This is a genomic window from Cereibacter sp. Soil_C_27, assembly GCF_057657095.1.
Genome location: NZ_JBDGJD010000001.1, coordinates 53,833 through 77,391, shown reverse-complemented (window position 1 = coordinate 77,391; position 23,559 = coordinate 53,833). Strand labels below are relative to the sequence as shown.

Sequence of the window (23,559 nt, the reverse complement as noted above, 5' to 3'; positions counted from 1 at the left end):
TCAGGCCCGGGCGCGCCGGGTGAAGCGGCCCTCGCGCAGCCAGGCCCCCAGCATCAGCAGCGCGGCCAGCGCAAGGTAGAGCCAGCCGGGCAGCAGCGCGGCGACGCGGATATCCTGCGTGAGATAGGCGCCGCGCGGGGTGATGCCGAGCCAGCCGCGTCCCGAGGCGACGCGCCCCTCGCGCACAGCCCGCACATCGGGCGCACCCTCTTCCAGCCGCAGCACACCGCCGCCGGTCGGCTCCAGCACCGGGGTCAGCCGCTCGCCGCTGGCGATGGTCTCCTCGAACTCCTTCGGCGCCGAGGGACCGACGGCAATCACCGCCTTCTGGTCGCCCTGCTCCAACCGATAGAGACCCATCTCGGGGGCTTCCCATTCGGCGGCATAGCGGCCCGGTGCCGCTTCGGGCATCGGCAGCGCGGTGGTCGTGCCATCCGGCGCGGTGATCGTCACGTCGCCGGGCGGATCGCCGATGGTGCGCCGCGTCACCGTCAGGGTCTGGCCCTCGGCGGTCGCGGTCAGCGCCTCCTCCTCGAGATCCGGCTCCTTCATCATCCAATGCGCCAGCCGCCGCAGCAGCTCCAGCTGCGGCCCTCCGCCCTCGTAGCCGCGGCCCCAGAGCCAGATGTGGTCCGAGGCGAGCACCGCGACACGGCCCTGATCCACCCGGTCCAGCACCAGAAGCGGCCGGTCGCCGGCACCGGTCATCACCGTCTGCCCGCCCCGCGCGCTGATTTCGATCTGGCGGAACCAGCGGCCCCAGCCGCCTTCCGGCGCCATTTCCTCCAGCCCCTCGGTCACCGGATGGCGGCGGCCAAGATCGGTGAGCGTGGGGGTGAAGCCGCCCTCGATCACCCGGCTCGTCGCCTCCACCGGCAGGATCTCGGCCAAGGGCGACCGCCAGAGACTGTCGGCCGTGCCGAACTCCGGCCCCGCCGCCACCAGCACCGTGCCGCCGTTCTTCACATAGTCGCGCACATTCTCAAGATAGGAGGTCGGCAGGATGCCCCTCAGCCGGTAGCGATCGAAGATGATCAGGTCGAACTCGTCGATCTTCTCGACGAAGAGCTCGCGCGTCGGGAAGGCGATCAGCGACAGCTCCGACACCGGGATGCCGTCCTGCTTTTCCGGCGGGCGCAGGATGGTGAAATGCACGAGGTCGACCGAGGCGTCGGATTTCAGCAGGTTGCGCCAGACCCGTTCGCCCGCATGCGGCTCGCCCGAGACCAGCAGCACGCGCAGCCGGTCGCGCACGCCGTTGATCTGCACCACGGCGGCATTGTTGCGGTCGGTGATCTCGCCCTCGACGCCCGCCACCTGGAACTGCAGCACGTTCATCCCGCCATGCGGCAGCGTCACCGGCAGGTCGAGATCCTCGCCCACCGGAACCTGATAGCTCTGCGGCTCGCCGCCATCGACCGAGATGGACAGATCCGCCGTCAGCCCCGCCGAGGCCGGAACCGCGCCCTGATCCTCGACCCGCAGCGTCAGGGTGAAGGGCTCGCCCAGAATGGCGAAGGCCGGGGCGTTCTTGACCACCAGCCGGCGGTCCCAGTCGCTTTCCTTGCCGGTGAGCAGCACATGCAGCGGCGCGGGCATCTGCGGCGCCAGCGGCACGTCATGCGCCTGCCCGTCGGTGATCAGGATCGCCCCCGCCACCCGGGCGCGCGGCTCTTCGGCCAGCGCCTCGGAAAGCGCGGTCATCAGCTGCGTGCCGCCATCCTCCGGCGCATCGGCAAGGCGAACGACGCGCAGCTCGGTGTTCTCCAGCGCCGCCACCTCGGCCTCCACCGCCGCCAGCGCCTCGGCCGTCTGCGCCGGGCGGTCGCCGATACGCTGGCTCGCGCTTTCATCTACCACGGCAATCACGATGTCGGACAGCGGCGCGCGGTCTTCCTCCTGCAGGGCCGGGTTCGCCAGCGCCAGCAGCAGCACCGCCAGCGACAGGCCGCGCAGCCACCAGCCGGAGAGACCGCGCCAGATGGCGAGACCCAGCATGACCAGGGCCACCGCGCCCAGCGCATAAAGCACCGGCCAGGGCAGGAAGGGATCGAAAACCACGGTGCCGTTCATTGCCCCAGCCTTTCCAGCAGGGCCGGAACATGGACCTGATCGGATTTGTAATTGCCGGTCAGCACATGCATGATGAGATTGACCCCGAAGCGATAGGCGATCTCGCGCTGCCGCTCACCGGCATAGCCGCGCCCGACCGGAAACTCCGGCCCGCCCTGCGCCGTCACCGCCCAGGCCGAAGCCCAGTCGTTGCCGCCGATCACCACCGGCGTCACCCCGTCGTTCAGATTGCGGAACGGCATGCCCTCGGCCTGTTCGGCATCCGGCGGCGCGGCCTCGACCCAGAGCGTGGGCGAGGTGTAGCGGCCGGGGAAATCCTGCAAGAGGTAGAAGGTGCGGGTCAGCACATGGTCCTGCGGGATCACCTCCAGCGGCGGGATGTCGAGCGGCGCGGCGAGCATCTGCAGCCGCCGCCCCTCGGGCGTGGTGCCGCCGAGCCCGGCCAGATCGCCGTCGCGCGTGTCGAACAGGATCAGCCCGCCGGTGCGCAGATAGTCGTTCAGCTTGCTGTAGGCGGCGGAGGAGGGCATCGGCTGATCGGCGGTCACCGGCCAGTAGAGGAAGGGGAAGAAGGCGAGCTCGTCCGTCTCCAGATCGACGCCCATCGGCTCGCCCGGCTCCACCGAGGTGCGCTGCGACAGCGTCTGCCCCAGCCCGCGCAGACCGGCCTCCGAGATGTCGTTGGCCCGGCTGTCGTCGGTCATCACATAGGCCAGCCGCACCGCGCCGGTCGCTTCCATGGCGAAGGTGTCGTTCTCCTGCGCCTCGGCACGCGGCACCAGAGCCAGCGCCAACAGCACCACCGCGCCGCGCACCACGCCGACCCGGCTGCCGAGACGGCCCGAGACGGCGAGTGCGGCGATGATGTCGAGCATCAGCAGCCCCAGCGCCGCGGCGAGGAAGCTGCCCTTCAGCGCCTGTTCGCGCGCGGTCTCCAGCCCCTCGACCACGATCCGCTCCGGCCAGGTTGCGGCTGTCAACACCGTCTCCGGCCGGATCACGTTCAGCGCCACGCGGCGGTCGGTCCCGGCATAGAGACCGGGCGGCAGCGCCGGGCCGGGGAGGCCCGCCGCCAGCACCGCACCCTCGACCCCCGCGACCTCGCCCGCGTCCTGCGGCACGCCGAAACCGTCGAGCACCACCTCGGGCACCCAGATCTGGCCTTCCAGATCGGCGGCTTCCGGCGCGGCGGGGCGGGTGGAGACGGCGAGCCGCTCCAGCATCTGCACGAAGAGGCCGGAAAGCGGCAGCGTCGACCATTCGGCATTCGCCGTCACATGCACCAGCACCACCTGCCCCTCGCCCACCGGCTTGCGCGTCACCAAGGGCGTTCCGTCGGCCAACGCCGCGATGGTGCGCGCCGCAAGATCGGGGTCGGGCTGGGCCAGCACCTGCGCCGAGATCGAAACCTCCGCCGGAACCGGCAGGCCGTGGAAGGGCGAGCCTTCGGGGAAGGGCGCCAGCGTCTTCGGCTCGCCCCAGCTCATTGCGCCGCCGACCGTCCGCCCGCCTTCGCGCAGGCGCACCGGCATCAGCGGGTCCTCGTTCATCCGGCTGACATCGCTGGAGGCCAGACGCGGCCCGGCGAAGCGCAGCAGGAGCCCGCCCTCGTCGAGCCAGTCGAGGATGCCGTCCTGCTCCACCTGCGTCAGCCGCGCCACATCGGCCAGCACGATCACGTCGGGGCTGGCCAGCAGCACGTCTTCCAGACTGCCGTCGATCAGATCGGCCACCGGCTCCAGCGCCTGCCGCAGATAGTGGGTGGGCGACAGAAGCTGCAGCCCCTCGCGGTCGTCACGGCCCGCGATCAGCGCCACCTTGCGGCGCTTCAGGCTGTCGTCGGTCAGGCTGACGGCACCGGCGGAACGCACGCCGGCGATCTCGAAGCGCGAGATCCGGTTGCGCAGCTCGGGCGGCAGCGACAGCGCGGTCTGCGCCTCGGCCTCGCCCGCGGCGAAGTCGAGCGTCACCCGCGCCAGCTCGCGTTCGATCCCCGCCGGATCGAGACCGCGGGCCGAGACCTCGGTGCTGACCGGATCGGCGGCGGGCAGGCGCAGCGCCGAGACCTGCACCGCGCCATCGGCAAAGCCTGCGGGTTTCAGCGCCAGCACCGGGCGCGGGCTCTCGAACACGGTCAGGTTGCCCCGCCCCTCAAGCGCCGCCAAGAGCGTCTCCCGCCCCGGATGCTCGAGCCCGTCGGAAAGCCAGAAGCTGTCGAACGCGCCCTCGGGCAGCGCCGCGGCCCAGTCTGCGAGGTCGCTCGGGCCCCAGGCCTGCGGCTCCAACCCGGCGATCCGGCCCGCCCAGGCATCGGCACTCTGGAAGGCGGGGGTCTCGGGCGCGTCGGTCAGGCGGATCACCGCCACGGCGCGGCCCTCGCGCCCGGCATCCTCGACCAGCGCCGAGGCCCGGTCGATCCGGCGCGGCCAGTCGCGGGCATCGGCCCATCCGGCGTCGAGCAGCACCAGAAGCGGCCCGGTGCCCGGCTCGCGCTGTTGCGGGTTCAGCACCGGCCCGGCGAAGGCGATGATCGCCGCCGCCACCGCCGCCATGCGCAAGAGCAGCAGCCACCACGGCGTTTTGTCGGTCTCGGTCTCCTCGTCGGCCAGCCCCAGCAGCAGCGCCACGCCGGGGAAGCGGCGGCGGATCGGCGCGGGCGGCACCGCGCGCAGCAAGAGCCAGAGCACCGGCAGCGCGATCAGGCCCAAGAGCAGCAGGGGCGCGGTGAAGCCGAGGGGGCCGATCATCCACATCAGGCGCCGCGCTCCAGCGCCCGGTAGAGCCAGAGCAGCGCCGGTTGCGCCGATTGGCCGGTGTGGTGGCAGTGGTAGTGCCAGCCCGAGGCGCGGGCCAGCGTGTCGAGCCGCGCCTTGCGCTCGGCCAGACGGTCGAGATAGCGGCTGCGCAGGTCGCTCGCCCGCATCGTCTCGTGGCGCAGGCTGCCGCCCATCGATTCGAAGATCGTGCGCCCGTCGAAGGGAAACTCCTCCTCCGCCGGATCGAGCACCTGCAACAGAGCGCCGCGCATCGACTTGTCGGCGGCCCGGGCCATCGCCCGCTCCACCCCGGCCATGTCACCGAGGAAATCCGAGATCAGCACCATCCGCCCATGCGACACCAGCCCCGAGGCCTCGGGGGCGGCATAGTCGCCCGGGTGATCCTCGGTCAGCGCGTCCGCGATGCGCAGAAGCTGGCTGCGGCCCGAGCGGGGCGGCGCGGTCTCGCCCGTCAGGCCGACACGCTCGCCGCCGCGCAGCAGCAGGACCGAGACGGCCAGCGCCAGCAGCTGCGCCCGGTCGGATTTCGGCGCGCGGCCCCGGTCGCCGGTGAAGCTCATCGAGCGGCCCGCATCGACCCAGAGCAGAACGGTCTGCGCCGCCTGCCACTCGCGCTCGCGCACGAAATGCGCGTCGGAGCGGGCAGAGCGCCGCCAGTCGATCATCCGCGCGGAATCGCCGCTGTGGGCGGGGCGGTATTGCCAGAACTCGTCGCCCATCCCGGCACGGCGGCGGCCGTGATCGCCGAGGATCACCGTCGCCGCCAGATGTTCGGCAGAGGCCAGAAGCGGCGGCAGCGCCTGCCCCAGCGCCTCGGCGCGTGGACGGAGAGCGAGGTTTTCGCTCACGCAGCCGCCTCGAAGCCCATCTGACGGGTGACGACGCGATCGATGACGGACCCGAGGGATTCGCCCCGCGCCCGGGCGGCGAAGTTCAAGGCCATGCGATGCGTCAGCACCGGCCGCGCCAGCGCCGCGACATCAGCCACCGAGGGCGCCAGCCGACCGTCGAGCAGCGCCCGCGCCCGCACTGTCAGCATCAGCGCCTGCGCCGCGCGCGGCCCGGGGCCCCAGCTCAGCACGTCTTCCAGCCCCGCGCCCTCCGGCTCGCCGGGGCGGCAGGCACGCACCAGATCGAGGATCGCCTCGAGCACGCCATCGCCCACCGGCATCCGCCGCAGCACCGACTGCGCCGCGATCAGCTCTTCCGCCGAGAAGACCTGATGCACCTGCGCATCCTCGGCCCCGGTGGTGGCGATCAGGATCTCGCGCTCGGTGGCGCGGTCGGGATACTCGACATCGACCTGCACGAGGAACCGGTCGAGCTGGGCCTCGGGCAGCGGATAGGTGCCCTCCTGCTCGATCGGGTTCTGCGTGGCGAGCACATGGAAGGGGCGACCCAGCGGGCGGTGCTTGCCGGCGATGGTCACCTCGCGCTCCTGCATCGCCTGCAGCAGCGCCGACTGGGTGCGGGGCGAGGCGCGGTTGATCTCGTCGGCCAGCAAGAGCTGGCAGAACACCGGCCCCTCGATGAAGCGGAAGGCGCGGGCGCCGTCGGTGGTCACGTCGAGCACCTCGGAGCCGAGAATATCGGCGGGCATCAGGTCGGGCGTGAACTGGATGCGGCTGCCCTTCAGCCCCATGACGGTGGAGAGCGTATCGACCAGTCTTGTCTTGCCCAGCCCCGGCAGACCCACCAGCAGCGCATGTCCGCCGCAGAGCATGGAGCCCAGCACCAGCTCCACCACGCGGTCCTGCCCGATGAAGCGCCGGTTGATGCTTGCCTTGGCCTCGGCCAGCTTGCCGCCAAGGGCTTCGATTTCGGCAACAAGCGCTTCGGTATCGGCCATGACAATGCTCCCTCGGGCTTTATATGGTCATTAGACCGAACTATGCCGCTCGGCACAAATGGCAAAAAGCAGGAAGCCACAAATGATCGTGAAGCCTTCGGCAGATGGCATCCTTGCCGCCGCGACCGCCGCGACGAACGCCATCGGCAGGCGCGGCCCCGCGCCGGTGCATCTGTGGAATCCGCCGTTCTGCGGCGACCTCGACATCCGCATCGCGCGGGACGGGACGTGGTACTATCTCGGCACGCCGATCGGTCGGCCGGCCATGGTGCATCTCTTCTCCTCGATCCTGAAGCGCGAGGGAGACCGCTATTTTCTGGTCACCCCCGGCGAGAAGGTGGGCATCACCGTCGACGACGCCCCCTTCGTCGCGGTGGATTTCGAAGTGACCGGAGAAGGGAAGAACCAGCAGGTGACGTTCGAGACGCAGGTGGGCGAGACGGTGACCTGCGGGCCCGACCATCCCTTGCGCGTGATGCGGGCCGACGATGGCGAGCCCTCGCCCTATATCCTCGTGCGCGACGGGCTGGAGGCGCTGATCGACCGCAAATCCTTCTACCGGATGGTGGAGATCTGCGCGCATGAGCCCCACGAGGGCGCCGCGTGGTTCGGGCTCTGGTCGGGGGGGCGATTCTTTCCGGTGATCCCCTCGGCCGAGCTTGGCTGATGCGGGTCGCGGCCAATCTGACGCTGCTCTTCACCGAACACCCGATGCTCGACCGCCCGGCCCGCGCGGCGGAGGCTGGCTTCGACGGGGTCGAGGTGCTGTTTCCCTACGACCTGCCGCTGGCCGAGTGGCGCATGGCCCTCTCCCTGCCACTGGCGTTGATCAACACTCCCCCCGGTGACTGGGCTGCCGGAGAGCGTGGCTTCGCCGCCGTGCCGGGTGCCGAGGCGCGGTTCCGCGCGGGCTTCCTCACGGCGCTCGACCACGCCACAGCACTGTCGGCGCAGCATATCCATGTGATGACCGGCAATGCCCAAGGCGCACGGGCCGAGGCGACGCTGCTCGAGAACCTCGCCTGGGCGGCGGCGCAGGCGCCGGGGCAGAGCCTGCTGCTCGAACCGCTGAACCCGGTGGACATGCCGGGCTATTTCCTGAACGGTTACGATCAGGCGGCGCGGATCCTGGATATCCTTGCGCTGCCAAACCTCGGGCTGCAGGTCGATCTCTGGCATGCCGCACGGCTGCAGGGGGATGCGGCGGCGGTCTGGGCCCGGCATGGCGCCCGCGCCCGCCATTTGCAGATCGCAGGCTGGCCGCAGCGGCAGGAGCCGGGAGCGGCGCAGATCGCGCTCCTGCGCGGAATCGAGGGCTATGACGACTGGATCGCGGCGGAATACCGGCCTGCGGCGGCGACTGCTGCGGGGCTCGGCTGGCTTGGCGCACTGCGGGCGCCGCTTGCGGGCGCGGAAACGAGGGAGTAGCCAGAGCCGATGATCCCCGCGCGCTTCGCCCCCATCCTCTTCGGCCTGATCCTCACCGGGTTCATGTCCTGCATCGTGTCGGGCATCTCTACCCTGCGCGCCATCGGCCTGCCGCCGGGCTTCGTCGGGCAGTGGATGGCCTCCTGGCTCGCCGCCTGGGCGGTGGCCTTCCCGACCGTGCTGGCCGTCGCCCCGCTCACCCGCCGCCTTGTCGCCAGATTGACGCGGGTCTGAGCCCCCGGCCCCTTGCCGCGACCCGGCCAATCGCTATCATGCGGCGTCCGCCAGAACGCCTTTCAGGAGAAGCCAAGACATGCCGATAGACGCCCCGGAAACCCAAGTCGTCTCCACCTGGAAGGTGGCCTGTGACGGTGGCGAAGGCGCGCTCGGCCATCCGCGCGTCTGGCTGTCGATCCCCGAGGGGACCGGCTTTGTCGACTGCGGCTATTGCGACAAGCGCTACATGCACGAGAGCTTCGCCGACCGCGTGAAATAGGCCTGCTTTCCTTCGGCGCGACAGATGCGCCCGCAAGGGAGCCAGCATCAGCCCAAGGAGCGACCCATGAGTTTCGGCAAAGGCCATCACCTGCACCTGATCGACGGGTCGGCCTATATCTTCCGCGCCTATCACGCGCTGCCGCCCCTGACGCGCAAATCCGACGGCCTGCCGGTGGGCGCGGTCGCCGGGTTCTGCAACATCCTGTGGAGCGAGCTGAACAGCCCGCGCGAGCGCGAGGCGCCGACGCATATCGCGGTCATCTTCGACCACTCGTCGAAGACATTCCGCAACGACATCTACCCGCTCTACAAGGCCAACCGCCCCGAGCTGCCGGAAGACCTGAAGCCGCAGTTTCCGCTGACCCGCGAGGCGACGCGCGCCTTCAACATCGCCTGCATCGAGACCGAAGGTTACGAGGCCGACGACATCATCGCGGCGCTGGCCTGCCGGGCGCGCGAGGCGGGCGGGACGGTGACGATCATCTCTTCCGACAAGGACTTGATGCAGCTGGTGGGCGACGGGGTCGACATGCTCGACCCGATGAAGAACCGCCGCATCGGGCCGGACGAGGTGTTCGAGAAATTCGGCGTCGCCCCGAACCGGGTGATCGACGTGCAGGCGCTGTCGGGCGATTCCGTCGACAACGTGCCGGGCGCGCCGGGCATCGGCATCAAGACCGCCGCCCTGCTGATCCAGGAATACGGCGATCTGGAGACGCTGCTGGAGCGCGCGGGCGAGATCAAGCAGCAGAAGCGCCGCGAAACGCTGATCAACCATGCCGAGCAGATCCGCATCTCGAAGCGGCTGGTGGCGCTGGATTGCGACACGCCGCTGTCGGTGACGCTGGACGATCTGGAAGTGCGGATGCCGGTCGCCGACACGCTGCTGGGCTTCCTGAACGACATGGAGTTCCGCACCCTGACGAAACGGGTGGCGGAGAGCCTGAAGGTCGCCCCGCCCTCGGCCCCCACCGCCTTCATGGTGCAGAACGAGCCGGTGCCGGAAACCGTGGCGGCGATGGAAGCGGCGATGCCCTTCGACACCGCGAGCTACGAATGCGTCCGCACGCCCGAGGCGCTGGAGGCCTGGGTGGCGCGGATCCGCGAGCGCGGCCATGTCGCCATCGACACCGAGACCACGAGCCTCGACGAGATGCGCGCCGAGCTGGTCGGCATCTCGCTCTGCGTCGAGGCGGGCGTGGCCTGCTATATCCCGCTCGGCCACAAGCAGGGCGGCGGCGATCTCTTCGGCTCCGCGACGCTGGTCGTGGATCAGCTGCCGCTCGACACGGCGCTGGCGATGCTGAAGCCGGTGCTGGAGGACGGCTCGATCCTCAAGATCGGCCAGAACATGAAATACGACGCGAAGATCTTCGCGCTGCACGGCGTCAACGTGGCGCTGATCGACGACACCATGCTGATGTCCTACGCCATGCATGCGGGCCGGCACGGGCATGGCATGGACACGCTGGCCGACACCTATCTCGGCCACACGCCGATCCCGATCAAGCCGCTGCTCGGCTCGGGCAAATCGGCGGTCACCTTCGACCGGGTCGAGATTGACAAGGCCGTCTGCTACGCCGCCGAGGATGCCGACGTGACGCTGCGGCTGTGGAAGCTGTTCAAGCCGCAGCTGCACCGCGCCAAGGTGACGACGGTCTACGAGACGCTGGAACGCCCGCTGGTGCCGGTCTTGGCGCAGATGGAGATGGCGGGGGTGCAGGTCGACCGCGACACGCTCTCGCGCATGTCCAACGCCTTCGCGCAGAAGATGGCCGGGCTGGAGGCGGAGATCCATCAGCTTGCCGGAGGGCCGTTCAACGTCGGCTCGCCGAAGCAGCTGGGCGAGATCCTGTTCGACCGGATGAGCCTGCAGGGCGGGGTCAAGGGCAAGAACGGCGCCTATGCCACCGGCGCCGACGTGCTGGAGGATCTGGCCGCCGAGGGCCACGACCTGCCCGCCCGGGTGCTGGACTGGCGGCAGCTGTCGAAGCTGAAATCGACCTATACCGACGCCTTGCAGGAGCACATCCACCCCGACACGGGCCGGGTGCATACCTCCTACTCCATCGCGGGCGCCAACACCGGACGCCTCGCCTCGACCGACCCGAACCTGCAGAACATCCCCGTGCGCTCAGAGGAGGGCCGCCGCATCCGCGAGGCCTTCGTGGCGCCGAAGGGCAAGCTGCTGGTCAGCCTCGACTACTCGCAGATCGAGCTGCGCATCCTCGCCCATATCGCGGATATTCCCGCGCTGAAGCAGGCCTTCAAGGAGGGCCATGACATCCACGCGATGACCGCGTCGGAGATGTTCAACGTGCCGCTCGAAGGCATGGACCCGATGATCCGCCGTCAGGCCAAGGCGATCAACTTCGGCGTGATCTACGGCATCTCGGGCTTCGGCCTCGCCCGCAACCTGCGCATCCCGCGCGCCGATGCGCAGGGCTTCATCGACCGCTATTTCGAGCGTTTCCCCGGCATCCGCGGCTACATGGACGAGACCATCGCCTTCGCCAGGGAGAACGGCTTCGTCCAGACCCTGTTCGGCCGCAAGATCAACACGCCCGAGATCAACGCCAAGGGCCCCGGCGCGGGCTTCGCCCGCCGCGCCGCGATCAACGCGCCCATTCAGGGCACGGCGGCCGACGTGATCCGCCGCGCGATGATCCGCATGCCCAAGGCCATCGCGGGGATGCCCGCCACCATGCTGCTGCAGGTGCATGACGAACTGCTGTTCGAGGTGGAGGAGACCGCGGTGGACGAGGTGATCGCCCGGGTGAAGGAGGTGATGGAAAGCGCCGCCGACCCCGCCGTGCACCTTTCGGTGCCGCTGACGGTCGAAGCAGGGCGCGGGCGCAACTGGGCCGAGGCGCACTAGGCGCCCCGGTCGATCCTGAGCTGATAGCAGTTGTTGCGCGCCGAGCGGAGGTGGAAATAGGCGATGCGCGGCTCACTCAGCCGCCGCTCCGCCTCCTGCACCAGACGGTCGGTCGGCACCACTGCGCCGCTGCCATAGACGATCCGGTGATCCGCGCCGTAGCCGCGCAGGATGTAATCCGGCGAGCTCAGCATCTCCGGAAATGTGCCGCCCCCTGCCCCACACTCATCCGCACAGAGAAAGATCGGCCCGACCTCGGCATAGGGCTGCGGCGCGGGAAAGGGGCGATGCGCCAGCACCAGCATCGGCGCGCCGTGGGCGATCAGGCGCAGGCAGTGGCGGCAGGGACAGTTGCCCTCGGCCAGATGCCGCTCGGGCGTCTGGCCATTGGCATCGGGACCGCCCGCGCGATAGCGGCGGGCGGTGTCGCTGGGGATCGGGGTGAAACGGATCATCGGGGGCTCCTTTGTCAGAGCTCCCAGCCTGCCCGCTGCGCCGCGCTGCCGCGACCCGATCCCTGCGCTTTCAGCGCGCCGCCAGCAGCGGCCCCAAGGGGCGCCCGCCGAGGATATGCAGGTGGTAATGCGGCACTTCCTGCGCCGAATGCACCCCGGCGTTGGAGATGGTGCGGTAGCCCTTGCCGCCGGCTTCAGGCTGCACCCCCATCAGCGCGCAGACCTGCCCGGCAAGGCGGTGGAAATCGACGATCTCCTCCGGCATGGCTTCCAGTGCGAAATGGTCGAAGTTCACATAGCGCCCCTTGGGGATCACGAGCACATGCTCGGGCGCCTGCGGATGGATGTCGCGGAAGGCCAGCGCATGCTCGCTCTCCAGCACCGTCTGGTTCGGGATCTCGCCCCGCAGGATCCGCGCGAAGATGTTCTGGTCGTCGTAGCTGTAGGCCATGGCTCAATCCACAAACAGATAGTCGGTTGCCGCGATCTCTCGCGCCTGAGCATCCGGAATACCAAGGAAGGCCGCAAGAGGCACGGTGTTTTCATCGACACCAGCGGATTGCCGGATACGGAACAGGCTTTCGAACTCCGCATCGCGGATCTGATCACTTTCGAAGCGCATGTCGTAGCGGATCGTCGGCAACAGCCGCTCCAGCGTCTGCGGCGGGGTCAGTTCTCCGGCCAGCCCGATCCGGCGGGCATGGCCGATCAGGTAGTCGTCGCTGAACTCGCATTCGATCTCCAGAAGCCGCGCGCCGGAGCGGTCGCCGAAGAAATCCCGCATCAGCTCGATATTGGCCGGGTCGATGCAGAGCACCAGCCGGTCCGTCTGCCAATAGTCGAACAGCATCCGAACCAGCGCCCGCCGATGCCGGGTGCGCTTCTCCAGCGTCGACTGGATGCCGCCAAGATCGGGCAGCGGCGTGTCGGCCTCGTTGAACAGGTAGTCCACCGCCGGAAGCCCGGTCACCTGCCGCACCCGCTCCACCAGCCGCTTGGCGACATGCCATTTCTTGCAGGTCACCATCAGCAGCGTCCGGCTGCGCCCGAGGCTCGCTTCCGTCTCCCAGAACCGCGGCGCGAACCGCCGCCCGATCCGCCCCCGCCCCGAGAGAAAGCGAAACAGGCTGCGCCCCTCGTTCGACAGCGGAAACGCCCCCCCCGTCGCGGCATAGAGCTGCCCCAGCCGCTCCTTCAACTGCCGCGCCTCCGGCGAAATCTTGCGGGCGAAGAGATAATCCTGACTGAGCAGCAGGTCGTAATGGTCGTTGTAGAAACTGACCGGGATCCCGTAATCCGAGAAGATCAGGAAGGTGAGCGTCCGCGAGCGGATCTCCTGCTCCGGCACCAGATGCCGCACGAGGGTCTGGAAGAAGGTCTCGTCCGGGATCCACGTCCGGCGGAAAAAGCGCAGCACGTCGCGCCGCCGGTCGCAGAAGCCCAGCACCGCCTCCACCGTGCGCCGCCTCAGGCACCACCACTGGCTGCCGATCTGGATCTGCAGATCCGCCGGCACCCGCCGGGCCAGCCCCAGCCGCCGCTGCCAGTCGAGCGATGCATAGAACAGCCATTTCCGGCTGCGCTCGTTGACATAATGCCGGTAGATCAGCCGCTCCTCGCGGATGCCGGTCTTGATCCAGTCGGAGGTGAAGAAGTCGAAGCTCTCGACGTAATCCGCCTCCTCGCGGTCAAGGAAATTGCGGATATATTCGGCGGATTTGATCGGCATGCAGTCGCCCGACAGCATGTAGAAATGCGTCGCCCGCGGAAAGCGCGCCAGCGCCGCCCGCAAGGCCAGGAGCGTCGCCTCCACCAGACTCCACTCGCCCCATCCGCAGCGCAGCCGCCGCGCCGCGAAGACCACCGACGGGTTGCTCGCCAGCGCTGCGCGGATCCGCTCGAACTCGGCCCGGGGCGCGCGGGCGTCGTAATGGATGGCGATCACATCCCCCGCCGCCGTCAGACGTTCGGCCTGTGCCACGATCCCTTCGGGATCGCGGTGACAGAGCAGCACATAGGCGATCTTGGCCATCCGGGACACCTGCAAGACTGTGACGAACTGCGCCTCTTGATAGCGGCTTCCGCCATTGAAAAGACTGCGTCTCTTTGGTCTCCTGCCGCCGACGCGGGGTCCCCGGGGCCGGGCGTGGCGGTTGGTGAGGGGCAGGTTCGGATGGGGTTTCCCGGGACATGGATGACGCAGAGCGAGCGTCTCGTCTATCGCGTGGTGCCGAAATGCGCCTGCTCCACCATCGGCCAGATCATGTTCTACAGCGACCACGGCCGCTTCTTCGACGGCGACATCCACGACGCCACCGAGGGCCTGCACAAATGGGCGATGGAACCGAGCCAGCCCTTGATCGAGGCCAATGTGACGGCGCATCGTGCCCATGCCTTCACCTGCGTCCGCAACCCCTACAGCCGCATCCTGTCGTCCTTCTTCGACAAGATCTGCGGCATCCAGCGCAACGGCCGGCGCTACCGCGGCAATCTCGTGCCGCTCCTCACCCAGAAATACGGCATCGAGGTCGGCGGCGAGGACGGCACCCGGCCCTTCGACCAGATCCGCAGCTTCCGCCGCTTCCTGCTCTTCGTCCGCGACACGATCCGCTGGCGCAAGCCGATGGAGCCTGACATCCACTGGTCGGCGATGTCGGGCCATATCTCGACCTTCATCGTCAACGGCGGGCGCTACGACAGCATCTTCTTCACCGAGACCTTCGACACGGGCATGCAGGCCGTGCTGAAGAAGGTGAAGCTGCCGCACCGCCCCGACCTGAAGAAGATCCCCCGCTTCAACGAAAGCGAAAGCCACGGCCCCGCCCGCGCCCATCCGGTGGAGGCCTATTTCGACGACCTGTCGATGCATCTGATGTGGGAAATCTACCGGAAGGACTTCCAGCTCTTCCGCTACGACTTCGACAACCCGGCGAACCGGATGCCGCTGGGTGCCGTGGATCTGGCCGAAGTCCACGCCAAGCTCGGCGACTGAGGCGCCAAGGGAAAGGCGCCGGGGGGCTTCACACCCCACCGGACCCCCGTGGGATAGTTTCACAGGGAAGACGCAGGTTCAGGATCCGTTAGTCTTGTGATGCCATGCTCGGCGCACGGTACAGGCTGGGAAGCCGATGACCGTCAGGGAAGAAGGCGCCCCGCGGCCAAGGGCCCTTGCCATCAGCCGCCGGGGCGCCCGACCTCCCCTTCCCCGTCTTCCCTGTGCAAATATCCCGCGGGGGTGCGGGGGCGCGAAGCCCCCGCTGAGGCTGAAGCGGCTCCCCCCGGGGGACGGTCTTCCGTGGCAACGGCGCGCAAGGATGGCCCCGGAGGGGCCTGACGCGCGCGCCTCCCCCGTGTCAGAGCACGCCCTGCGCGCGGAACAGCGCGGTCAGATCCGCCTCGGGCCGGGCGCCGATGTGGCTGATCACCTCGGACGCCGCGATGCAGCCCATCCGTCCCGCGGTCTCGAGCCCATGGCGGTTGGTCAGCCCCCAGAGGAAGGCCCCGGCGAACAGGTCCCCGGCGCCGGTGGCGTCGACGATCTCGGTCGGGATCGCCGGCACATGCCAGTGCTGGCCCTCCGACAGGATATGCGCGCCCTTCTCGCCCTCGGTGCAGGCAACGATCGCCACCTCGGCGGCCGCCGCCTTCAGCGCTGCGGGGAAATCTTCGGTCTGGTACATCGACAGCAGTTCGGCGCGATTGGCGAACAGCAGGTCCACATCCCGGGCGATCATCCGGCGGAAGGCGTCGCGGTGACGCTCGACGCAAAACGGGTCCGAGAGGGTGATCGACACGCGGCCTCCCGCGCCCTTGCAGGCAGCGATGGCCTTTGCGAAGGCCTGATGGCTGGCGGGGCCGTCGAAGCGGTAGCCCTCCAGATAGATCCATTCGGCCTCGGCCATCTGCTGCTCGAAAATGTCCTCCGGCGTCAGGAATTCCGACCAGCCGAGATAGGTGTTCATCGAGCGCTCGCCATCCGGCGTCACCAGCACGATGCAGCGCCCGGTCTCCTGCGCGCCGCCGGGCGCCGCCATCGGCGTCTCGTAGACCGCGCCCTGCGCGCGCAGGTCATGGGCGAAGATCCGGCCCAGCTGGTCGTCGCAGACCTTGCCGACATAGGCCGTCCGCCCGCCGAGATGCGCCACCCCGGCGATGGTATTGGCCGCCGACCCGCCCGAGATCTCCTTGGCCGGGCCGATCCGGTCATAGAGATCCACCGCGCGTTTCATGTCGATCAGCTGCATGATGCCCTTGCCGATGCCGTTCGCGGCCAGAAAGCCCTCGTCGGCCGAGGCGAGCACATCGACCATGGCATTGCCGATGCCGACGACCTGGAATTTTTTCATAGGGTCTTCTCCTCGAAGAGACACAGATCGCGGATCGGGCAGATGCCGCATTTGGGTTTGCGCGCCACGCAGATGTAGCGCCCGTGCAGGATGAGCCAGTGATGCGCATGCAGCGCGAAGGGGGCGGGCACGTGGTCTTCCAGCGCCCGCTCCACCGCCTCGACATCGCGGCCCGGCGCGATGCCGGTCCGGTTGCCGACGCGGTAGATATGGGTATCCACCGCCTGCGCCGGCTGGTGGAACCACATGTTCAACACCACATTCGCCGTCTTGCGCCCCACCCCGGGCAGCGAGACCAGCGCCGCGCGCGACGAGGGCACCTCGCCGCCGAAATGGTCGACCAGACGGCGGCTCAGCGCCATGACGTTCTTGGCCTTGGTGCGGTAGAGGCCGATGGTGCGGATATGCTCCGTCAGCCCCTCCTCGCCCAGACCCAGCATCTGCTGCGGCGTGGTCACCCGGGCGAACAGCGCCCGCGTCGCCTTGTTCACCCCGGCATCGGTGGCCTGCGCCGAAAGCGCCACCGCCACCACGAGGGTGAAGGCGTTCACATGCTCGAGCTCGCCCTTCGGCTCGGCCTCCAGCGCCTGGAAGCGAGCGAAGATCTCGTGGATCGTGAGGTAGTCGAGTTGTCGCGCCATCGTCTGCCCCCTATGCCCGAGCCCCGCCTGCGGAGCAAGTGAAGCCGCAGGAATCGGGTCGCGGCGACCGGTCGCGGCGGCTACTCTGCCCGGGAAAGGAGCCCGCCATGCCCGACACCCTGCAGCAAGAGCGTCCCGCCTATCACTACGCGGTCATCGACCGCGCCATCCGGCTGATCGACGCGGGCGGGCCGGGGCTGACGCTCGACGATCTGGCCGGGCAGATGGGGATGAGCCCGGCGCATTTCCAGCGCGTCTTCTCGCAATGGGTCGGCGTCTCGCCCAAGCGCTACCAGCAATACCTGACGCTCGACCACGCCCGCCGCCTCTTGGCCGAGCGCTTTACCGTGCTCGACACTTCGCTGGCCACCGGCCTCTCGGGCAGCGGCCGGCTGCACGACCTCTTCCTGCGCTGGGAGGCGATGAGCCCCGGCGATTATGCCCGCGCCGGCGCCGGGCTGACGATCCGCTGGGGCCTCTTCGCCTCGCCCTTCGGCGAGACGCTGGTGATGGCCACCGAGCGCGGCATCTGCGGCATGGGCTTCACCGAGGAGATGGGACGCGCCGCGGCGATGGCCGACCTCTGCGGACGCTGGCCGAAGGCCGTCTTTGTCGAGGATGCAGGGGCCGTGGCGCCTCTGGTCGAGGATGCCTTCGGCGGCGGTTCGGCGGCGCTGCACATGATCGGCGCGCCGTTCCAGATCAAGGTCTGGGAGGCGCTGCTGCGCGTGCCCTCGGGCCATGTCACCAGCTATTCGCAGATCGCCGGGGCCATCGGCCATCCGGCGGCGGTGCGCGCGGTGGGCACGGCAGTGGGGCGCAACCCCGTCAGCTGGCTGATCCCCTGCCACCGGGCGCTGCGGAAGTCGGGCGGGCTCGGCGGTTATCACTGGGGTCTTCCGGTGAAGCGGGCGATGCTGGCCTGGGAGGCGGCGCGGGCCGATGTCACCGAAGGGTGACCGGCAAGAAATCGCGCAGGCCAAGGCGGAACTTTCGGCGGGCGGGCGCCCTTGATATATGCACGGTTGCGCACCATTCGGGCGCCAACGAAGCATGAGGCGGCACCATGATCCTGAAATCTCCCGTTGTTCTGATGACCCTCGGCGCGCTGGCTCTGGCCGGCTGCACCGATCCCTATGCCAATTCCACCGACCCGAACGTGCGCACCCGCACTGGCGTGGCGACCGGCGCCATCGTCGGCGGCCTGCTGGGCGCGTCGAGCGGTGACAACAAGCTGGAGAAGGCTGCCGTCGGCGCGGCCATCGGCGGCATCCTTGGCGGTGCGGTCGGCTCGACCCTCGACAAGCAGGCGGCGGATCTGCGCAACAGCATCGGCAACAGCCAGGTGAGCATCACCAACACCGGCTCCGAGCTGATCGTGACCATGCCGCAGGACATCCTCTTCGCCACCGACAGCGCCTCGCTGCGGCCCGACCTGACCCGCGACCTCGGCGCCGTGGCGCAGAACCTGATGCGCTACCCCGACAGCACCATCCAGGTGATCGGCCACACCGACAATTCCGGTGCCGCCGCCTACAACCAGAACCTGTCCGAGCGTCGCGCCGGCGCCGTGGCCCAGACGCTGATCGCCAATGGCGTGCCGGCCTTCCGCGTTGCCGCCATCGGCCGCGGCGAGGATCAGCCCGTCGCCTCGAACCTCACGCCCGAGGGCATGGCGCGCAACCGCCGCGTCGACATCATCATCCGTCCGAACCGCTGATCGGGCGTCACTGACGCAGGGGGGCGGGCCTTCGGACCCGCCCTTTTCTGTTGCCCCTCCCCCCGGCGTGGTCATAGATTCTGACCAGTTTGCGAGGTGCGCGATGCCGTTCCAGAAGATCGAATCCGAGAAGCTGTCGCAGAGCGTGGTGCGCCAGATCGAGCTCCTGATCCTGCGCGGCATCCTGCGCCCCGGCGAGCGCCTGCCCTCGGAGCGCGAGCTGTCCGAACGCCTCGGCATCTCCCGCCCCAGCCTGCGCGACGCGGTGGCGGCGCTGGAGCAGCGCGGCCTGCTGGTCAGCCGCCCCGGCGCGGGGATCTTCGTGGCCGAGGTGCTCGGCTCGGCCTTCTCCGAGGGGCTGGTGCAGCTGTTTGCCAGCCATGACGAGGCGGTCTTTGACTACATCGACTTCCGCCGTGACATGGAGGGGCTGACGGCAGAGCGCGCCGCCCGCCGCGGCTCGGCCACCGACCTTGCCGTGGTCGATGCGATCTTCCGCAAGATGGAGGCCGCCCACGCCAAGCGCGACCCCTCGGACGAGGCGGAGCTGGATGCGCAGTTCCACATGGCGATCATCGAGGCCAGCCACAACGTCGTCATGCTGCACATGATGCGCTCAATGTTCGACCTCCTGCGCAATGGGGTGTTCTACAATCGGCAGATGATGTTCCGCCAGCGCACCACACGCGATATGCTGCTGGACCAGCATCGCGCCATCAACGAGGCGCTGCAGGCCCGCGATCCGCAGGCAGCGCGTGCCGCGGTGCAGGCGCATCTGACCTATGTCGAGCAGGCGATCTCGGAAGGTCTGCGCGCCGAGAAGCACGAGGTCATCGCCCGGCAGCGGCTGGAGCACGAACAGAGCCGCTGAACGACGAAAGCCCGGACCTTGCGGACCGGGCTCTCATCCAGTGGTGATACCGTTCTCAGTGGAAGCGGGCTTCGACTTGGGCGATCGAGGCGTCGATGGAGGCCGAGGCATCCTTCGCCGTCATCTGCCGCGCCAGCAGATCACCCGCCGCGGCAACCGCCACGGTCACGGCCTGCTCGCGGATCGCCTGCACCGCGCTGGCTTCCGCCGAGGCGATCTGGTCTTCCGCCGCGGCGATGCGCCGGGCGATCGAGGCCTTGAGATCGGCCTTTGCCTGTTCGGCAGCGGCCTGAGCCTCTTCCTTGGCGGCGGCCACGATGCGCGCCGACTGCTCAAGCACTTCCTTCTGCTTGCGGTCGTAGGAGGCGAGGATGGTCTTCGCCTCTTCGCGCAGCGCCCGCGCCTCGTCGAGGTCGGCCTTGATCTGCCGCGCCCGCGCGTCGAGCATGCCCGTCAGCTTGCCCGGCACCTTGGCGTAGATCAGGATGCCGATGAAGACGATGAAGGCGATCAGGACGATGAAGTTGGTGTTGTGCAGCGACACGAACGGCCCGGCGGCGGCAAGCGCCGGCGAGGCGGTCAGGCTCAGCAGGATCAGCAGCTTTTTCATCGGCTCAGCCTTTCATCCGGGCGGCAACCGCCGCGTCGACGCTCGAGGGGTCCGACTTGCCACCGAAGGCCGCAACGATTTCCTGCGCCGTATCGCGGGCAACCTGCGTCACGCTTTCCAGCGCACCGGCCCGGATCTCGGCGATCCGCTTCTCGGATTCCGCCGAGCGGGCCGAGATTTCGGCATCGGCTTCGGCCAGGGCAAGATCGAGATCCTTCTGGATCGCCGCACGGGCCTCGCTGACGATGCTCGCCGCTTCGCTGCGCGCGCGGGCCAGCGCCTCGTTATAGGCTTTCTCGGCCAGGACGGCCTTTTGCTTCAGCTCTTCCGCCGCAGCCAGATCGTTGGTGATCGTGCCACGCCGTTCCGCCAGAACCGCACCGATTCTCGGCAGCACGGTCCGCGTCAGCAGGAAATAGATCGCGGCCAGCGTGACCAGAAGCCAGAAGATCTGGTTCGGCCAGGCTTCCATATTCAGTTGCGGCATGCCGACGGCTTCCGCACCGCCATGGCCAGCGGCATCAAGCATGTTAGGCGCTTCAGTCGCCATTGTCGTTCTCCCGCACCGCTACAGACCTGACCGCACGCGCCGGGGCGCGTGCGGTCGAAGGCAAGGTTTTCGGTCTCAGACCGCGAACATCAGCAGCAGGGCGATCAGGAATGAGAAGATCCCGAGCGCTTCGGCAAAAGCGATGCCGACGAAGAGGGTCGCCGTCTGGCCGGGAGCGGCCGAGGGGTTGCGCAGGGCGCCGGCGAGGAAATTCCCCGCGATGTTGCCCACACCGATGCCAGCACCGCCCAGACCGAAAGCGGCCAGACCTGCACCGATGTACTTGCCCATTTCTGCGAGTTCGCCTTCCATAGCTTCAGCTCCTTATGGAATGTGGATGGTTGGTTGAGGATCGGACCTTAGTGGTGGTTGTCGCCCACCGCGTCACGAAGGTAGACGCAGGTCAGAATGGTAAAGACGTAGGCCTGCACGACGGCCACCAGCAGCTCCAGCCCGTAGATCGCCGTCACGGCGCCCACGACGACCGGCGACATGATGGCCAGCGAGGCGAAGCCTGCGATCACCTTGATGACGGCGTGGCCGGCCATCAGGTTGCCCGCAAGACGGATGGAGTGGCTGACCGGGCGGACGAAGTAGGAGATCACCTCGATCAGCGCGAGCACCGGCCGGATCGCCAGCGGCGCCGAGGTGACCCAGAACATGCCGAGGAACCCGATGCCGTTCTTGACGAAGCCGAGGATGGTCACGCCGAAGAAGACCAGAAGCGCGAGGGTTACGGTCACGGCGAGGTGGCTCGTCGTGGTGAAGGCCATCGGCAGCAGGCCGAGCAGGTTGGCGAAGAGGATGAAGAGAAACAGGGTCATCACGTAGGGGAAATACTTCACCCCCTCGTGGCCGGTCACTTCCTCGACCATGTTGTAGACGAAGCCGTAGAGCAGCTCGGCGACCGACTGGCTGCGCGAGGGAACGATCGCCCGGCGGCGGGTGCCGAGGACGAGGAGCGCGCCGATGGCGAGCACCGCGACGGCCATCCAGACGGTGACGTTGGTGATGTCATACCAATGGATGTTCCGGGTGCATTCGTTCAGCACGACCGAAGCGTCTTCCGGCGTGCAGAAGAACTTCTTCACGACGAACTGATCCATCGGATGGATCGCAAAACCGGAGGCTTCGACTTCGTGTTCCACTTCAGTCCCCTTGCTCTGCAGGCTTGCCTGCCGCTTTCTCATGGTCCGTCGCCATCTGCTGCGACGTCCGCAGCATGGTCTTCACCCCGGCGATGAACCCCAGCAAGGCGAAGATGACGAGGAAGATGGGAAGCGTGCCGAACAGCCAGTCCAGCCCGTATCCGATCGACAGACCCAGCAGCATGCCGGAGACCAGTTCGATCACCATCCGCCAGGCCATCTCGCCCTGCGAAAATCCTTTGCCCGCCGTGGAGCGATCTTTCGGCGCCGCCCCCTTCACCTTCGCGATGCGGGCCTCGAGGGCGCGCAGGCGGTCAGGATCGGGGTCTTCCGCCATCGGATGCGTCCCTTCGACAGTCGGGGGATACCTACGGAACGGGGCAAACCGAGTCAAGCAGGGGATTTCACGCGTGAAAATGCGGGTATGTCCTTGTTCTGAAATCGTTTTCAAAAACCCGTCAACCAGTTGGTAACCGCCTCGGGCGCCGGTTTCACCGGCTTTGGCGCCGGGCAGGACATTCAACCCTGCGGTTGACGATGGGCCGGGGGCCAGCCAAGACTGCGGCATGGTCCACCCGCTCGACATCACCTTCGCCGCCCTCGCCGATCCGACGCGCCGCGCCATCCTGGCGATGCTGCTGGAGGACGACATGGCGGTGACCGATGTGGCGGAGCCCTTCGCCATGTCGCTGGCGGCGATCTCCAAGCATCTGCAGGTGCTGGCCGAGGCGGGGCTCATCACGCAGGAGAAGCGCGGCCGGGTGAAGTGGTGCAAGCTGGAGCCGGACGCGCTGAAGGCGGCCTCGGTCTGGATGCAGGGCTTCGGGCAGTTCGAGCCGGTGAACCTCGAGGCCTTCGAGCGGTTTCTGGAGCGTGAGCTCTGCGAGGTGCCGGAGGCGGGGCCGCCGGAGGCGTGACGGCGAGGCTGCGCCCGTGTCTGGCCCCGGAGGGCTGTCTGCCCTCCGGACCTCCCGAGGATATTTCCGCAAGGAAGAAAGCACGCGGACCGAGGCGGTGAACCTTGGCGCCTTTTGGCGGCTTCTGGAGCGCGAGCCGTGAGAGGTGCAGGAGGGGAGAAGGGGGCGCGGGCCGAGCGGCGGCGGCCTCTGGGGCTCAGTTCAGCTGGAACTGCAGCGGGTAGCGGCCATCCTCGAAATCGCCGAAGAGATCGGCCAGATCGGGGTGGTCGACGGGTTCGCCGGTCTCGTCGGGCACGAGGTTCTGCTCGGAGACATAGGCGACGTAATAGCTCTGCTCGTTCTCGGCCAGCAGGTGATAGAACGGCTGGTCGCGCGACGGACGGCTGTCTTCGGGGATGGCGTCATACCATTCCTCGGTATTGGAGAACATCGCGTCCACGTCGAACACGACCCCGCGGAACGGATGCTTCCGATGACGGAGCACCTGCCCGAGATGGTACTTGGCCTGTGTTTTCAACATCATCTGACGGTCCCCAATCGCACCCATTATTCTGCTGTCCTGCGAATTGTCCACCGGGAGAGGCTAGAGAAGCGGGAAACAGTCTGTGGACCATTGTCCACCGCACCGACATCCTGAACAATCCGCAAATTGCTGCGCCGTGACATGACCGCGCGGAGCGGTGCATATCTGCTCAAACGCCCCGGACTGCAAGGCGGGTTCCGTCCTGCTCGCGTTTTTCTGATCCCCGCGGCCCCGGTTGCCATTTCCCCCAAAGACGCTTTGCCCTATCTTTC

25 protein-coding genes are annotated in these 23,559 nt (G+C 68.2%); 10 read left to right on the top strand and 15 right to left on the bottom strand.

The annotated features are described in order from the left end of the window. From AC3A5Z_RS00385 to AC3A5Z_RS00370, 4 genes are read right to left on the bottom strand one after another with little or no spacing between them, the layout of a single operon-like run. The gene (locus tag AC3A5Z_RS00385) at positions 1-2,073 is read right to left on the bottom strand and encodes a hypothetical protein (protein ID WP_487517448.1); all 2,073 of its coding nucleotides are present in this window, start codon (positions 2,071-2,073) and stop codon (positions 1-3) included. After that, positions 2,070-4,826: a DUF4159 domain-containing protein gene (locus AC3A5Z_RS00380; RefSeq protein WP_487517447.1), complete on the bottom strand. Its 2,757-nt coding sequence runs from the start codon at positions 4,824-4,826 to the stop codon at positions 2,070-2,072. Before AC3A5Z_RS00380 ends, AC3A5Z_RS00385 begins: the two co-directional genes overlap by 4 nt. Beyond that, positions 4,826-5,698, bottom strand: coding sequence for a DUF58 domain-containing protein (locus tag AC3A5Z_RS00375; protein ID WP_487517446.1), 873 nt, complete (start codon positions 5,696-5,698; stop codon positions 4,826-4,828). Before AC3A5Z_RS00375 ends, AC3A5Z_RS00380 begins: the two co-directional genes overlap by 1 nt. Then, positions 5,695-6,699 carry an AAA family ATPase gene (locus tag AC3A5Z_RS00370; protein WP_487517445.1) on the bottom strand — a complete coding sequence of 335 codons (1,005 nt, stop codon included), beginning with the start codon at positions 6,697-6,699 and terminating at the stop codon, positions 5,695-5,697. The genes AC3A5Z_RS00375 and AC3A5Z_RS00370 overlap by 4 nt, the downstream gene beginning before the upstream one ends. Before the next feature lie 82 nt (positions 6,700-6,781). On the opposite strand from AC3A5Z_RS00370, the gene AC3A5Z_RS00365 reads away from it, so the two are divergent. The 5 genes from AC3A5Z_RS00365 (at position 6,782) to polA (ending at position 11,503) form a co-directional block, all read left to right on the top strand. Continuing rightward, positions 6,782-7,366, top strand: a complete 585-nt coding sequence (locus AC3A5Z_RS00365; RefSeq protein ID WP_487517444.1) for a DUF1285 domain-containing protein — start codon at positions 6,782-6,784, stop codon at positions 7,364-7,366. Beyond that, entirely contained in the window at positions 7,366-8,127 is a 762-nt protein-coding gene (locus AC3A5Z_RS00360; RefSeq protein WP_487517443.1) for a hydroxypyruvate isomerase family protein, read from the top strand. Before AC3A5Z_RS00365 ends, AC3A5Z_RS00360 begins: the two co-directional genes overlap by 1 nt. A 9-nt stretch (positions 8,128-8,136) precedes the next feature. Continuing rightward, positions 8,137-8,361 (top strand): DUF2798 domain-containing protein, encoded by a 225-nt coding sequence (locus AC3A5Z_RS00355; RefSeq protein WP_487517442.1) that lies wholly within the window; start codon positions 8,137-8,139, stop codon positions 8,359-8,361. 79 nt (positions 8,362-8,440) lie between these two features. Then, positions 8,441-8,623, top strand: a complete 183-nt coding sequence (locus AC3A5Z_RS00350) for a zinc-finger domain-containing protein (RefSeq protein ID WP_487517441.1) — start codon at positions 8,441-8,443, stop codon at positions 8,621-8,623. Positions 8,624-8,689: 66 nt separating this feature from the next. Continuing rightward, entirely contained in the window at positions 8,690-11,503 is a 2,814-nt protein-coding gene (gene polA, locus AC3A5Z_RS00345) for a DNA polymerase I (RefSeq protein ID WP_487517440.1), read from the top strand. Here polA and AC3A5Z_RS00340 read toward each other — a convergent pair. From AC3A5Z_RS00340 to AC3A5Z_RS00330, 3 genes are all read right to left on the bottom strand, one after another. Then, positions 11,500-11,958, bottom strand: coding sequence for a DUF1203 domain-containing protein (locus AC3A5Z_RS00340; protein WP_487517439.1), 459 nt, complete (start codon positions 11,956-11,958; stop codon positions 11,500-11,502). The two genes, polA and AC3A5Z_RS00340, sit on opposite strands and share 4 nt — an antisense overlap. A gap of 70 nt (positions 11,959-12,028) precedes the next feature. Beyond that, on the bottom strand, positions 12,029-12,409 hold the full coding sequence (locus AC3A5Z_RS00335) for an HIT domain-containing protein (RefSeq protein WP_487517438.1): 381 nt from the start codon (positions 12,407-12,409) through the stop codon (positions 12,029-12,031). Positions 12,410-12,412: 3 nt separating this feature from the next. Then, positions 12,413-13,990: a DUF5928 domain-containing protein gene (locus tag AC3A5Z_RS00330; protein WP_487517437.1), complete on the bottom strand. Its 1,578-nt coding sequence runs from the start codon at positions 13,988-13,990 to the stop codon at positions 12,413-12,415. 141 nt (positions 13,991-14,131) lie between these two features. On the opposite strand from AC3A5Z_RS00330, the gene AC3A5Z_RS00325 reads away from it, so the two are divergent. Beyond that, positions 14,132-14,950, top strand: coding sequence for a sulfotransferase family protein (locus AC3A5Z_RS00325; protein ID WP_487518601.1), 819 nt, complete (start codon positions 14,132-14,134; stop codon positions 14,948-14,950). 361 nt (positions 14,951-15,311) lie between these two features. On the opposite strand, the gene AC3A5Z_RS00320 is transcribed toward AC3A5Z_RS00325, so the two are convergent. Together AC3A5Z_RS00320 and nth are read right to left on the bottom strand one after the other, a co-directional pair. Next, entirely contained in the window at positions 15,312-16,304 is a 993-nt protein-coding gene (locus AC3A5Z_RS00320) for an adenosine kinase (RefSeq protein WP_487517436.1), read from the bottom strand. After that, positions 16,301-16,945: an endonuclease III gene (gene nth / locus AC3A5Z_RS00315; RefSeq protein WP_487517435.1), complete on the bottom strand. Its 645-nt coding sequence runs from the start codon at positions 16,943-16,945 to the stop codon at positions 16,301-16,303. The genes AC3A5Z_RS00320 and nth overlap by 4 nt, the downstream gene beginning before the upstream one ends. Positions 16,946-17,052: 107 nt before the next feature. On the opposite strand from nth, the gene AC3A5Z_RS00310 reads away from it, so the two are divergent. From AC3A5Z_RS00310 to AC3A5Z_RS00300, 3 genes are all read left to right on the top strand, one after another. Further along, positions 17,053-17,904 carry a methylated-DNA--[protein]-cysteine S-methyltransferase gene (locus AC3A5Z_RS00310; protein ID WP_487517434.1) on the top strand — a complete coding sequence of 284 codons (852 nt, stop codon included), beginning with the start codon at positions 17,053-17,055 and terminating at the stop codon, positions 17,902-17,904. Positions 17,905-18,011: 107 nt separating this feature from the next. Continuing rightward, the gene (locus AC3A5Z_RS00305; RefSeq protein ID WP_487517433.1) at positions 18,012-18,665 is read left to right on the top strand and encodes a YiaD family glycine zipper/OmpA-like lipoprotein; all 654 of its coding nucleotides are present in this window, start codon (positions 18,012-18,014) and stop codon (positions 18,663-18,665) included. A 103-nt stretch (positions 18,666-18,768) separates the two neighbouring features. Continuing rightward, complete coding sequence (locus tag AC3A5Z_RS00300) at positions 18,769-19,536, top strand: FadR/GntR family transcriptional regulator (protein ID WP_487517432.1); 768 nt, start codon at positions 18,769-18,771, stop codon at positions 19,534-19,536. A 55-nt stretch (positions 19,537-19,591) separates the two neighbouring features. Here the strand turns inward: AC3A5Z_RS00300 and AC3A5Z_RS00295 are convergent, their stop codons facing one another. The 5 genes from AC3A5Z_RS00295 to AC3A5Z_RS00275 all read right to left on the bottom strand — a co-directional run bounded on the left by AC3A5Z_RS00295 (position 19,592) and on the right by AC3A5Z_RS00275 (position 22,181). After that, positions 19,592-20,146 carry a F0F1 ATP synthase subunit B gene (locus AC3A5Z_RS00295; RefSeq protein ID WP_487517431.1) on the bottom strand — a complete coding sequence of 185 codons (555 nt, stop codon included), beginning with the start codon at positions 20,144-20,146 and terminating at the stop codon, positions 19,592-19,594. Between the two features lie 4 nt (positions 20,147-20,150). Then, a complete protein-coding gene (locus tag AC3A5Z_RS00290) occupies positions 20,151-20,696 on the bottom strand; it encodes a F0F1 ATP synthase subunit B' (protein WP_487517430.1) in 546 nt (181 codons plus the stop codon). Between the two features lie 75 nt (positions 20,697-20,771). Continuing rightward, on the bottom strand, positions 20,772-21,008 hold the full coding sequence (locus AC3A5Z_RS00285; RefSeq protein ID WP_107665730.1) for a F0F1 ATP synthase subunit C: 237 nt from the start codon (positions 21,006-21,008) through the stop codon (positions 20,772-20,774). Positions 21,009-21,055: 47 nt separating this feature from the next. Further along, complete coding sequence (locus AC3A5Z_RS00280) at positions 21,056-21,844, bottom strand: F0F1 ATP synthase subunit A (protein WP_487517429.1); 789 nt, start codon at positions 21,842-21,844, stop codon at positions 21,056-21,058. A 1-nt stretch (position 21,845) separates the two neighbouring features. Further along, entirely contained in the window at positions 21,846-22,181 is a 336-nt protein-coding gene (locus tag AC3A5Z_RS00275; protein WP_487517428.1) for an AtpZ/AtpI family protein, read from the bottom strand. Positions 22,182-22,410: 229 nt separating this feature from the next. On the opposite strand from AC3A5Z_RS00275, the gene AC3A5Z_RS00270 reads away from it, so the two are divergent. Beyond that, on the top strand, positions 22,411-22,761 hold the full coding sequence (locus AC3A5Z_RS00270; RefSeq protein ID WP_487517427.1) for an ArsR/SmtB family transcription factor: 351 nt from the start codon (positions 22,411-22,413) through the stop codon (positions 22,759-22,761). A 196-nt stretch (positions 22,762-22,957) separates the two neighbouring features. Here AC3A5Z_RS00270 and hspQ read toward each other — a convergent pair whose 3' ends face one another. After that, entirely contained in the window at positions 22,958-23,284 is a 327-nt protein-coding gene (gene hspQ / locus AC3A5Z_RS00265; RefSeq protein WP_487518600.1) for a heat shock protein HspQ, read from the bottom strand. Positions 23,285-23,559 lie beyond the last annotated feature (275 nt).